Here is a 12673-nt window from a genome sequence, read left to right on the forward strand (position 1 = left end):
GACAAATCCTTCGCCACGTCATAGAGCTCGGCCAGGATTCTGGCGCTTTTTGACAGCTCGCTGCGGTCCTCCATCTCATCCCGCCCATAGAGCAGCCAGTCCCGGTTGATATTCAGCGTCTGGCAGATGGCGTTGATGACAATCATCTGCGGCTCCGTCTTGTTTTTCTCCAGATTGTAGATAACGCCTCTGGACACCCCGATGACCTCGGCCAGCGAGTCCTGCGTATAGCCCCTTTTTTTTCGTGCAAAACGTAAACGTTCCCCTAATGTATTCATATCTGTTCACCTCAAAATCAGTATAATCAGTTTTTTCTGCATTGTCAATGATAAAATGCATTATTAGTGAAAAAATGAAAAATATATTTCATTGACGATGAATTACGACGGTGTTATAATTCATTTATAAAGCAATCACAAAGGGGGAAATGTCATTGACAAAGAATAATGGAATAACCCAGAACCGGGTGCTGGATGAAATCATGGACCACGCATCGGGACTTGCGCCGGAATATCTGGATTCGCTTCTGATGACCGCAAAGGGGATGGCATTTACAAGAGAGTGCATGAAGCGGGAACAGACAGCGGACAGGCAGGAAAAGCCATCTACCAGCCGGCTGGCATAGTACAGGTGATTCTTGGCTTATTATCGGGCGGAACCTGGTAAACGGCGCCGGACGGGGACTGCCTGTTGATAATAAAATACGAAGGAAAGGGGCAGGAGTGAGAAAAGGATTGGATTCATAGGCTGAAAACCGGAAAGCGGCGCCGTGAGAATGCAAAATTGAGGGAAGCATGCATTCAGGCCGGGAACAGCGAATGAGGTAAGAGGAGGAAATTGTGATATGCATAGAAAGCAAATAAAGAGGGCCGCCGCCCTGGCGCTGGCCTTTGTCATGACGGCTTCGTCGTCGGGGATTGTCTCTCTGGCGGATGAACTGACGGGAGAAGCGGGACAGGATTATGTCTATGTCACGCTGTACGCTGGTGGCGGCAAGTTTGTGATTCCGGCAGAGGAGCCGGATGTGCCGATAGCGACGCCGCCAGTAGCGTCACCACCGGTCGCGTCGCCGCCGGTTGCATCACCGCCAGTAGCGTCACCACCGGTTGCATCACCGCCGGAAGCCACGCCGACAGAAACCGATCATGTAAAAATGGCTGTGGAGGCCAGTCCGGATGGAAACTTCTATCTGTTTGAGGATACCATCGACAACTGGTTGTCTGCCGAAGGGATTGAACTGGAGACGCCGGATGGGGACGATTATTTGAGCCAGCCAATTTGGCTGACGAAGGAACATGATGCAGGTTCCAAGTTGTCAATTCCTTGGGAAGGAGTTGAGATTTCGGAGAGCGGAATGAAGCTTTATGCCGGATGGCTGAAAGAAACAATACCTGCTTCAGATTCCGATTTGGCAGATGCTGCCGTGACGGTTGCGGGACTTGGAAAGAACCAGACGCTGAAGGTGGAAAAGCTGGAAAAAGCAGAGCGCAAAGGAACGGACGATCTGGTGAAGGCATTGAAGAACGCTGAGGAATACACCAATATCGCTGCAGAAAATACGCTGCAGGTTGATATGGATGTGCCGGGGTATACCGGAAACGGAGTGAGTGTGAGTATTGACCTTCCCAATGACTTTGCCGAAAAAACACTTGACAAATCAATTGTAATCATTCATTTTGGCAAGAAGACGGAGATTATCACTCCCACCTATGAGCGTAATTACAGAACAGGAGTAATCCAGAATATTACCTTCACATTAAAGGATTTCAGCCCGGTCATTATTGCTGTGGTTAACAGAATGGTAGACGTGACTCTGGAAAATGTAGTAGGCGGCTACGGTATTGTATTCAGCAGTACATTTGGGGATGGGATAGATAGACAAACGTATCTGCCCATAGGTGAAACTATCAAAATACAGGAAGGAACTAATATATTTTTGGAATCCAGAGAACTTGAAGGCGCTGTATCCAATGGCTTTGTCATCAAGGAAGATGGGGTTTCCAATAAATATCTCGAAGGGGAGAACTATAATATCACTGCACAGAAAACGGTAATTACTCCCCTGTTTGAAGAGGAGGGGGATAAAACGGCCGGAAGGCCCTACGCAGATACAGAAAATAATCTTTATGGAAAACCGGCAAAAACATCCAATAAACTTGTGGCAATACTAAGAGGAAGTGAGACAAAAGTAAATGTTTCTGATTGGGCATTTCCGGAAATAAACTATGGTTATTATGACAATGATTTGTTTGAATTATCATCGGATGGAGTGCTGACCAGCAAGGAAGAATTGGATTACGGGATTTACAGAGTACTGGTGGAATTTGTATATGAAGATAAGACATTTACTAATCTGATAAGTATAGGAGTGGGCTCTTTTGTTAACTACCAGATATGGCTGGGAAGAGTTGAGGGAGACAGCAGTAAATACGCATATAATGATGTTGGAACCAGTGCATTCCTGCCGGCAGGAACTTCATTTAAAGAATTTTGTGAAGCGGATGACACGTGGTATCCGGAGCTGGGATTTTTTGGTGATAAATATGTATTTGCTGACTGGTACACGGACGCGGGTAATCGAAAACTGGTTGACAATAGCAAAATTTCAGGCGTTGTCAGCGCGGCAGCGGTATTCAAGGACCCTGATACCAATATGTTCTATACTCCTTTAATCAAAGGTTTTGGCAGTACAACCAACAAACCAACCCACTCCGGCTCCTCAAGCAGCAGTGGAGGCAGTTCCTCCTCCAGGCTGGCAAACGGTAATCTCACCGGAACCTGGCAGCAGGACGGCAAGGGATGGAGATTTAAACAGTCCGACGGTTCCTACGCCGCCAACAAGTGGGGTAAAATTAACAATCTGTGGTATTACTTCGGAGCAGATACCTACATGCAGACCGGATGGTTCTTCTGGAACAACTGCTGGTATTATCTGAATCCGGAAAAAGGCAGCACCGAGGGCGTGATGCAGGTTGGCTGGCAGTTTGACAAAACCAGCCAGAGATGGTTCTGCCTGTCCCCGTCAGGCGTCATGCTGACCGGATGGCAGAATGTCAACGACAAGTGGTACTACTTAAACCCGGTTTCCGACGGAATCCAGGGAGCCATGCTATCCAACCAGTGGATTGACGGACGTTTCGTCAATGCGGATGGCGTGATGGTAAAATAAACCCAAACAAGAAGTACTGAAAAAAAGGGAGTCATCCCCCCGGCTTACACCGGAAGGATGGCTCCCTCTTTGTTACTAGGTACTAGCAGCATCCGCCGCCAAATCCATTGCCGCCACAGCAGCATAACAGCAGGATAATCCAGATGCAGTCAAAGCCGCCGCCGCATCCGCTGTTGCATCCGCCGCCGCATCCATTGCCCCAGCCGCCACAGCAGCATAAGATGAGGATAAGGAAAATAATATTACATCCACTTCCTCCTGTCTGGCAATCGCATCCACAACCACAGTTTGTTGCCGCTAAATCACTCATGTTAGTTCCTCCAATAATTTTCTTTACACTCCATCATATGTGATGTGGCTTGCCACTGTTTCCAAATATTTTCAAAGATTTAATATTTCATTTGGAGAATCTGTGGTATCATGGTGTATAAACAGATATTCAGAGGATTAAAGGTGGGAAAACATGGAAAAATTATATTATAGAACTCCTTATGTGAAATGCTTTGACTCCGTGGTAGTCAGCTGCCAGCAGGGAAAACACGGTTATGAGGTAATGTTGGAACAGACAGGTTTCTACCCTGAGGGTGGCGGACAGCCATCCGACACGGGAATCCTTGGCGGCAGGAGAGTGCTGGAGGTCCACGAACGAAATGGAGAGATTCTCCACTACACGGACGGGCCTTTGGATATTGGCAGCCAGGTGACAGGGGAGATTGACTGGGACAGGCGTTACTCCAACATGCAGCAGCACACGGGAGAGCATCTGCTGTCCGGACTGGTGCATCACCACTACGGCTACGACAATGTGGGCTTCCACATGGGAGAAAATGAGGTCACGGTAGATTTTAACGGCCCCCTCACCATGGAGCAGTTGGAGGAGGTGGAGCGGGAGGCCAACCGGATGATATATGAGAATCTCCCGGTGAACCAGCTTTATCCGACGGAAGAGGAATTACATAAGATAGATTACCGGAGCAAGAAGGAGTTAAGCGGCCAGGTCCGCATCGTGGAGATACCTGGCGGCGACACCTGCGCCTGCTGTGGAACCCATGTGGAGAGAACCGGAGAGGTGGGCATCATCAAAGTTCTTGGCATGATAAACTACAAAGGCGGCGTCCGCCTGACCATGCTCTGTGGAATGAGGGCCCTTGAGGATTACGAGAGAAAGCAGGCCCAGGTGACGAAGATATCCAACCTGCTGTCCGCCAAACCGGACGCCATCGTGGACGCCGTGGCGCGGATCAAGCAGGAAAATGCTGACAGAGAGTATCAGATAAACCAGCTCTATCAGCAGCTATTCCAGGCAAAGGCGGAGAAACTGCCCGCAAGAAGCGGTCTTCTATGTCTGTACGAGGAGGGCCTGACCCCGGTTCAGCTTCGCAATTACTGCACCCTGCTCTATGAGCAGAAAAAGGGGGACGTGGTGCTGGTGTGTTCCGGAAATGACGGCCGGATACAGTACGCCCTGGGAAGCGCGGTGGAGGACATGCGGACCTTGAGCCGGGAGATGAATGAGCGGTTACATGGAAAAGGTGGCGGAAGCGCGCTGATGGCCCAGGGTACCTGGGAGACCACGTGGCAGGAGGTTGAGAATGCCTGCCGGGAAAGGGGATAAGAAAGAGAACTATGGACTTAAACAGAGAAACGATGAATAAAATCCGCAAGCTGATCTTGTTTACGGTGGTTGTGGTGATACTGGGAATCAATTACCAGCGGCTGATCCTGCTGTTTGGAAGACTGCTGGGGATGTTGTCCCCCTTCCTGATGGGAGCCGCCATTGCATTTATTCTCAACGTTCCGATGCGGAGTATTGAAAAACATTTGATGACGGGAAGAAAGAGCAGATTCAGACGGCCGGTCAGCCTGTGTCTGACCCTTCTGGCTGTGGCCGGCGTCCTGGGACTTGTGACGTTTGTGGTGGTTCCCGAGTTGGTGCGGACCGTGATGACGCTTCAGAGCAGCATTCCCGCCTTCTTAAACGAGGTCAAAGCCCAGTCGGAGCAGCTGTTTATCCAGTATCCGGAGATTGTGGATTATATTAACGGCATTGAAGTCGACTGGAAACAGGTGATGGAGGATACCATAAGTTTTCTGTCAAGCGGAGCCGGAACGGTGCTCAGCGGAACGCTGTCGGCGGCATTTTCCATCGCAAACGGGGTGGTGAACTTTGGTATCGGCTTCATTTTCGCCATCTATATTCTGCTTCAGAAGGAGAATCTGGCGAGACAGATGAAGAAGCTGATGAAGGCGTTTCTGCCGGCGGCGGTTTTCACAAAGACTATGGAGATCGCAGCTCTGGCGGAGAAGACCTTCTCCAACTTCCTGGCGGGCCAGTGCCTGGAGGCGGTGATTCTGGGCATGATGTTCTTCATCACCCTGAGCGTCCTCCGGATGCCCTACGCGCTGCTGATCGGAGTCCTCATCGCTTTCACGGCCCTGATTCCCATCTTCGGCGCCTTCATCGGCTGCGTGGTGGGCGCCTTCCTGATGCTGATGATCAATCCGGTCAGCGCGGTGACCTTCGTCGCCATCTTCCTGGTGCTCCAGCAGGTGGAGGGAAACCTGATTTACCCACACGTGGTTGGCAATTCCGTGGGACTCCCGTCCATCTGGGTTCTGGTGGCTGTCACCCTGGGCGGCAGCGCCTTCGGCGTGGTGGGCATGCTGGTCTTCATCCCCCTATGCTCCGTGTTCTACTCTCTGCTCCGCCAGGAGGTCAATGAGCGGCTGAACAAAAACCGGCCGTCCGCGAGACCGGTGAAACAGATGACGAGAGTGAAGAAGCCGGGAGAGAAAAACTGATTTAAAAGATATTCTGAAAAAAATAATGAGTAATAAGCAAGGGACTGCGTATTCTTTTTAGCAGTCCCTTAGTTAATTTTATCAATTATTTAGCGAAATACCTCAACCTCAAATCCCACAATTTCTCCAAGCTCTTGAAGTTCTTTGACATGATTGCCGTAAATGATGGCCTGATGATGGCCGTAACCGCCCTTTACCAAAGCGTGGCGGAATTCTCTGGCGCCACCTTCGATATCGTAGAAAACAGCAGGACTGCAGTAGACAGGACGGAATTCACAGCCCAGGGTATGTCCCACGGCTACTATCATTTTTGTGCCTTCCCGGTTAAAGCGTCCCATGGTCACGGTCTGTCCGTCTTCCTCAGCCATGTTCACCTGATAGTGGGTTCCCCAGCCCTGAGTTGTGAAATGTCCCAGTTCATAATTCTGTTCCGGCTGGTCGTAACCGCGCATTTTTCGCACGGGGACTGCGTGGTGAATCTCCAATACATCGCGGTCAAATGTCCGTCCTAACTTGGGAAGCAGTTTCTGCATGCCCAGATGTCCCAGATCGTTTGTCTCGGCAGGAATGAGAACAGGATTTCCCATATATACACTCTGGCGGGTTAAATACATCATCATCATCATAGCCATCCAGACAGCCAGGTCTTCCTCACAGGTGGAGGGAATCCGGTCATCCTTGTTAAGCGAGTGGGTCATACAGGGAACAAATTTGTGCTGCTGGGGAAAACGGCTGGCGCAAAGTTCTTTGCAGGGAGTCGTGAACGCATTGCACTCAAATTCTTCCATCATATTTCGGACCGCATGGAAATACCGCAGATCATTGCAGAGATATTCTTCGGTCGTATCCGCCTTATCCGCCTGTTCCAGTAAGAGTTTTGCCTCTCTGTGGATATCATCGTCAATGGTGACTTTCTCAAAGTAATTGAATACCTGACGAAAATCAATCCGGTTATTCCGTATGCCATACCGTTTATATAAGCCAGCGAGGTCCCAGCAGCCGGTATTGACAGAGGTTGGAATCTGTTCGGTATTGGACAGAATGAGTATTTTGGTGTTGGCGACGGCTTTTTTTACCTGAAGATAAGTGAGCAGCCTGTTGTATTCCTCATAGTCATGGGCCATATAAGCGTCAAGTCCAATCTGGCGGTAATAGCTTGCCACATCAAGGGGAGTCGGGCCAAGGTCGATCATGGAGACCGGCTTTTTCAGACGTTCGATTCCCGGTATCCGATAGGTTATCAAATACAAGTCTACCAAATGGTTCTCGGGCATTAATTTTTCGAACTCGGCATCTTTCACAACGAAGCTTTCGCCAAATTCCAAATAAGCAGGTTCCATCATGTTACAGCGCGTCAAATCCAGATTCTCTTTTAATTCCTCATACCAGATTTTAAACTGTTCCTTACCGGCCCTTCTTTCGTACTCGGGAGTCCCTTCTTCTCTTGGGCCGACGCGGCACGGTCCCTCCCACCAGTCTGAGTGAATCATGTTGCTGAAAACTGGTTTTACGTTTACCTTGACATCCATTGCATACTTCATACCTATTCTCCTTTATTATTGTGATTTATTTTTTGAAATGTACATAATATTTTGTAGCATTTCAGTAACCCATTTTGTTTGATTTCCGGATAAATGACCTCATCGGATATGAATCCGAGAAAGTCAGGAGGATTGCTTGAGATTTCCTCCTGGGATTTTCCATCATAGAGGTCTTCGTAAATGGCGAGAATCCCACATACAAGAAGAGAGTCACTCTCGCTGGTGAAATGAAGGCAGTTTTCCGTCCCTTTCACGTTGATCCAGATTGCTGTCCGGCAGCCGCTTATTCGGTTTGAATCTGTTTTGATTGGCCCGGCAGGAGATTTTTGAAGCCCCAATGTGATCAGATAATCACATTGGGAGCCAGCGTCCTGTAAGGCCGTGAACTGATGGGTATACATATTAACTGCTTCACTGGTGTTTGTCATGGATTGTCCGCCCTTTTTTGCAGATGGTCTCCAGCCGGTCGGCCAGAATATCTATTTCCTGTTTCGTATTGTAGACTGCCAGCGATATCCGGCAGATACTTTCTTTCCCCATGCGTTTCATCAGGGGATAGGCGCAGTGGGAGCCGCAGCGGATGCTGATGCCTGCATTTGCCAGTAAAACTCCTACGTCATAAGCGCCTAAATGGTCGGCTTCAAAAGAGAGAACCGGTGAAGAACCCTGATTTCCAATGATATGGATTCCGTTTATACCGCCCAGACATTCTCTGAGATAGCAGGAAAGCTCTTTCTCGTGCTGCCAGAGAAGATTAACATCAAGCCCGTCAAGATATTGAAAAGCAGCCTCCAATCCGAGTACATCTCCTAAGTTCTGCGTTCCCGCTTCATATTTTCGGGAATCAGTCCGGTAGGAAATTTCCCCTTGTTCCAGCTTGGTAATCATCCCACCGCCATATTGGTAAGGGGCCATCTGATTCAGCCATTCCTGCTTTCCGTAAAGTACGCCCACTCCCATAGGCCCGTATACCTTGTGGCCTGAGAAACAGAGAAAATCACAGTCGCACTCCGTAACGGATACCGGATAATGGGCAATTTCCTGGGCTGCATCAATGAGAACCGGTATCTGCCGCCGATGGGCTTCTGAGATGACCCGCTTGATGTCCGGGCGGAAACCGGTTACATTGGACATGGCAGTCATTGCAATCAACTTTGTCTTATGGTCAATGAGTGACAGTACGGATTCCGTAGGAAGACTGCCATCCATATTGGCCTTTGCGGTCCGAAGTTCGACACGGTTTTGCATACAGTGATAATGCCAGGGATAATAATTGGAGGAATGCTCCAGCTCCGTAACAATCACATTGTCCCCCGGCCCGATTAAGGAACGGAAGGCGGATGCGGCAGCTAGATTGATGGATTCCGTACAGCCTTTGGTGAAGACGATTTCATCTGCGGATTTTGCGTGCAGCCAAGTCTGCACCGTGGTTCTCGCATGCTCATACAGAGTGGATGCCCGATTGCTTAAAGGATAATTTCCACGGTGAATATTGGAATTTTCGCAGGAGTAGTATTGAACCAGCCGGTCTATGACTGCCTGCGGTTTCTGGGTTGTAGCCCCGTTATCGAAATAGATCAATGGCTCAGTCCTATTTCGAAACATCGGGAATTGATTTCGGATCGCATCAATGTCCATGGATACCTTCTCCTTTCAGATGAAGAACCAGGACTTTCGCCAGTTCTTCAATGGTCCAGGCGTCAACCGCTTCATCGTCGCTCAAAGTCACGCCAAGTTCTTGTTCCAGAAAGAGAACCAGCAGAACTTTTTTATGGGCGATAAGGCTGGTGCGGTGACAGTCCTGTTTCTGCAGCTGCTGTTGAATCAATTCTTTCGACAGATTCTGCATCCTGATATCTTGAAGCCGGATGCTTTGAATAATCAATTTTTTTAGGTCTGTGACCGTATCATCGGTTGTCATCAATTTTAATTGAACCACCTGACGCAGAAGGGGAAGCAGGTTTTCTACTGTCAGCTGTTCCCTGGGCAGATTTTTTATTTCACTAAGCAGTAAGGCAGCTTTTTCATTATTTCTGATTAGTTCATCAACAATCATCACCACTTCCCCCTCCTTGATTTCCTTTACACGCATTATAAACAATTCCGGATATGATTTTTTTGCAGCTTGTGTTGCTTTTTTTGCATTTTTACCGCTGTATGAGAAACGCGGAATGAGGTCTTTCACGAATCTGCTGTTCATGGTACAATAAATGGAAACAGCAGGGAGGTACAACATGGATAAATCATATGCGCAATATACGGAAAAATTGGTGGGGGAATTTTCAATTAAGCATAAGGTCACGGAGAAACTGGAAGTGAGAAATTTTCACTTGCATAAACAACTGGAGATGGTATTTACCCAGACTGGTAATTTAAAATGCAGGTTTGAGTCCGGCGTGGTAGACGTTCCGGAAAATGGAATTATTTTGTTTAATCAAATGGACCTCCATTATAATTTTGTACAGGAGGGGTCAGGGGTCTGTGACCGCTATGTCATTTATTTTTCACCGGGTTATATCTCTGGTTTTTCTACACCGGAATTGAACCTTCTGGAATGTTTCCTGCCCAGAGCTGATAACCGGCCGGTGGTGCTTTCGGTGCCGAAGGAACGCTGGCAGGGATTTATTTACCTGTTAAATAAGATGATAGAGTACAGTGATATCAATGGAGAAGATGAAGGGACTTTGGGCAGTAAAAAGATGCATATGAAGTTTTTACTTGGAGAATGTCTGCTGCAGATCAATGACCTGTCTTTGGAGCAGTACGGAGCGCGCAATTCGATTACTTATCAAAATCATGCCCAGATTGTTTATGATATTTATGATTATGTAGGAAGCCATTATAATGAAGAATTAAGTATGGATGATGTCTGCAAACTGTTTCTAATCGGCAAGACACAGCTATACAATATTTTTAAAGAGATATCAGGGTTGACAGTCAGCGAATATATTACGGAATATCGGATTACAAAGGCGAAAGACTTGTTAATTAACAGTGAGTGTTCCGTTGAAATGATCAGTCAGGCCGTCGGATATCAGAATATCAGTTCATTTTCCAGAGCATTCAAAAGCAGAACGGGATCCAGCCCGATTCAGTATCGAAAAAAACAGATCATTTAGACATTTGATGAGAGGAAAAGGAGGGAGACTCTAAACGCGTCTCTTCCGGACCTCTTATTTTTTGTACCGTTACTCACAGAAGATGGCAGATAGAAAACGAATAAAACGCAAAAACTAAGTACAATCTGCAAAAAAATACAATACTCTTTTGGTTATAATACCAATAAATGGAGGGTAAAAAGAAGAAAAAATGTAACATATGGCAAAGGAGAAGGATAGATATATGAAAAATTTTGAACGTAAGGTATTCCCCTATTTGATGCTGGCTCCTACCTTGTTGATATTCGGTGTGTTTTTATTTTATCCGGCATTGAACGGTGTATGGATTTCTCTTACGAAGTGGGATGGGGTAAATCCACAAAAATTTATTAGTTTTCAGAATTACTTAAAGCTGGCGGCAGATCAGAAATTTTGGGAATCTTTTGCCCACACGATTCTGTTTACTGTCTGGTCCGTTCCTCTGATTTATGTGTCGGCGCTGGGACTTGCGGTGCTGCTGACCGGAGAAATAAAAGGAAGTAATTTTTTCCGGGCGGTCTTTTACTGGCCAACCATGATCTCCAGTATTGTAGTGGGATTGACATGGCGCTTTTTGCTGGGGGAAGATTTCGGAGTTGTGAATTACCTCCTCACGTTGATGGGGCGTTCCCCGGTAAAATGGCTGACGGATGCGAAACATGCGATGATGGTCATTATTCTGGTGACCGTATGGAGTATGGCAGGTTATTATATGGTGATGTTTGTATCTGGGATTAAGGGAATCTCACAGACCTATTACGAGGCGGCGAGGATTGACGGAGGCGGGGCCTGGCAGCAGTTCTGGTATATTACGCTTCCTCTGTTAAAACCCACCAGTTTACTGGTCATTGTCCTATCCACAATCAATGTGATTAAAACCTATCCCCTTGTCTTTGCGTTGACCCAGGGAGGTCCTGCGGGCGCAACTAAGTTTATGGTGCAGACGATACAGGAGACCGGTTTTGAGAAGAGCCAGATGGGATATGCCAGTGCCATGACGATGGTGTTATTCCTGGTATTATCGCTTTTTACATCGGTACAGTTTAAAGTGAATCGAGGGGGTGAGCAGGATGTGGAATAAAAAGATGGAAGCAGCATGTCTGACTTGCTTAAAATGGCTTTTGCTGGTATTCCTTGTATTCGTGTTTTTGATGCCGATCATCTGGGTAATCTGTTCTTCCTTTAAGAGTCCGGGAGAACTTTTTCAGTGGCCGCCGTCCCTGTTTGGAAAACATCCATCTTTGGACAACTATATTCTCGCGATGCAGAAAGGGGATTTTGGCCGTTATTTTATCAACACGGCGTTTGTCAGTGTCACAACCACATTCCTGACTCTCTGTTTTAATGTGATGGCCGGATATACATTTGCCAAATACAGGTTTAAGGGAGCCGGTATCTTGTTTGGAATGGTGCTGGCGACATTGATGGTTCCGTTGGAAGTAGTTATGATACCGATTTTTAAGGTTATCGTGGCGACGAATCTTTATAACAGCTTGTGGGGGCTTATTATTCCGGCGGCTTCTTCCCCGACAGCAGTCTTTCTGGTAAGGCAGTATTATGTGGGAATTCCGGACGCCTACATGGAGGCAGCCCGTATTGATGGAGCATCGGAATTTAATATCTTTATGAGGATTATGCTTCCATTAGCGAAACCTGTGGTTTCTGTCTTGTGTATTTTTTCATTTATGTGGCGTTGGAACGACTATCTTTGGCCGAAACTGGTGATTAACAGCAAGGCAAGGTACACCATCCAGCTTGCACTGGCCAATTACTCGGGAGAGTATTCGGTGGATTGGAACAGCCTTCTGGCGATGTCGGTAATTTCCATGATACCGGTCATTATTGTTTTTTTGACGCTGCAGAAATATATTATTGGAGGACTGACAGCCGGCGGCGTCAAGGGAGTAAAGGAATACTGGAGGATGAGGGATGAACTATTTAGAATATCCGCTGTTTGCGGAAGAGTATATCAACCGCTTTCTGATAACCGGAGTCTACACGAAGAGGCAGCGGTTTGTAAAAGG

The 12673-nt window shown here is 47.4% G+C and carries 13 protein-coding genes; 7 read left to right on the forward strand and 6 right to left on the reverse strand.

Going from position 1 to position 12673, the window contains the following annotated elements:
• Positions 1–278: helix-turn-helix domain-containing protein (locus tag HMPREF9473_RS08655; protein WP_006779707.1), on the reverse strand; the 278-nt coding region annotated here is incomplete at its 3' end.
• A 155-nt stretch (positions 279–433) separates the two neighbouring features.
• Between HMPREF9473_RS08655 and HMPREF9473_RS08660 the strand changes: the two genes are divergently transcribed.
• The gene (locus HMPREF9473_RS08660; protein ID WP_034858150.1) at positions 434–625 is read left to right on the forward strand and encodes a hypothetical protein; all 192 of its coding nucleotides are present in this window, start codon (positions 434–436) and stop codon (positions 623–625) included.
• 219 nt (positions 626–844) lie between these two features.
• Positions 845–3169: an N-acetylmuramoyl-L-alanine amidase family protein gene (locus tag HMPREF9473_RS26110; RefSeq protein ID WP_006779709.1), complete on the forward strand. Its 2325-nt coding sequence runs from the start codon at positions 845–847 to the stop codon at positions 3167–3169.
• 82 nt (positions 3170–3251) lie between these two features.
• On the opposite strand, the gene HMPREF9473_RS08670 is transcribed toward HMPREF9473_RS26110, so the two are convergent.
• Positions 3252–3479, reverse strand: coding sequence for a hypothetical protein (locus HMPREF9473_RS08670; protein ID WP_006779710.1), 228 nt, complete (start codon positions 3477–3479; stop codon positions 3252–3254).
• Between the two features lie 153 nt (positions 3480–3632).
• Here HMPREF9473_RS08670 and HMPREF9473_RS08675 point away from each other — a divergent pair, with 153 nt between their 5' ends.
• Both HMPREF9473_RS08675 and HMPREF9473_RS08680 read left to right on the forward strand, forming a co-directional pair.
• Positions 3633–4784, forward strand: coding sequence for an alanyl-tRNA editing protein (locus tag HMPREF9473_RS08675; protein ID WP_006779711.1), 1152 nt, complete (start codon positions 3633–3635; stop codon positions 4782–4784).
• An 11-nt stretch (positions 4785–4795) separates the two neighbouring features.
• A complete protein-coding gene (locus tag HMPREF9473_RS08680) occupies positions 4796–5971 on the forward strand; it encodes an AI-2E family transporter (RefSeq protein WP_050810020.1) in 1176 nt (391 codons plus the stop codon).
• Between the two features lie 89 nt (positions 5972–6060).
• Here HMPREF9473_RS08680 and HMPREF9473_RS08685 read toward each other — a convergent pair whose 3' ends face one another.
• Genes HMPREF9473_RS08685 through HMPREF9473_RS08700 form a run of 4 tightly spaced genes read right to left on the reverse strand, consistent with a single transcriptional unit; the run spans position 6061 to position 9697 of the window.
• A complete protein-coding gene (locus tag HMPREF9473_RS08685; protein WP_006779713.1) occupies positions 6061–7512 on the reverse strand; it encodes a hypothetical protein in 1452 nt (483 codons plus the stop codon).
• 2 nt (positions 7513–7514) lie between these two features.
• Positions 7515–7940, reverse strand: coding sequence for a SufE family protein (locus HMPREF9473_RS08690; RefSeq protein WP_006779714.1), 426 nt, complete (start codon positions 7938–7940; stop codon positions 7515–7517).
• Positions 7924–9150, reverse strand: a complete 1227-nt coding sequence (locus tag HMPREF9473_RS08695; protein WP_006779715.1) for an aminotransferase class V-fold PLP-dependent enzyme — start codon at positions 9148–9150, stop codon at positions 7924–7926. The genes HMPREF9473_RS08690 and HMPREF9473_RS08695 overlap by 17 nt, the downstream gene beginning before the upstream one ends.
• A complete protein-coding gene (locus tag HMPREF9473_RS08700; protein ID WP_148552366.1) occupies positions 9140–9697 on the reverse strand; it encodes a hypothetical protein in 558 nt (185 codons plus the stop codon). Before HMPREF9473_RS08700 ends, HMPREF9473_RS08695 begins: the two co-directional genes overlap by 11 nt.
• A 49-nt stretch (positions 9698–9746) precedes the next feature.
• On the opposite strand from HMPREF9473_RS08700, the gene HMPREF9473_RS08705 reads away from it, so the two are divergent.
• The 3 genes from HMPREF9473_RS08705 to HMPREF9473_RS08715 form a co-directional block, all read left to right on the forward strand.
• On the forward strand, positions 9747–10631 hold the full coding sequence (locus HMPREF9473_RS08705; protein ID WP_006779717.1) for an AraC family transcriptional regulator: 885 nt from the start codon (positions 9747–9749) through the stop codon (positions 10629–10631).
• Between the two features lie 223 nt (positions 10632–10854).
• On the forward strand, positions 10855–11730 hold the full coding sequence (locus tag HMPREF9473_RS08710) for a carbohydrate ABC transporter permease (protein WP_006779718.1): 876 nt from the start codon (positions 10855–10857) through the stop codon (positions 11728–11730).
• Positions 11720–12673: carbohydrate ABC transporter permease (locus HMPREF9473_RS08715; protein WP_006779719.1), on the forward strand; the 954-nt coding region annotated here is incomplete at its 3' end. The genes HMPREF9473_RS08710 and HMPREF9473_RS08715, both read left to right, overlap by 11 nt.

It is taken from the genome of Hungatella hathewayi WAL-18680 (assembly GCF_000235505.1).
In the GTDB taxonomy this organism is placed as follows: Bacteria; Bacillota; Clostridia; order Lachnospirales; family Lachnospiraceae; genus Hungatella_A; species Hungatella_A hathewayi_A.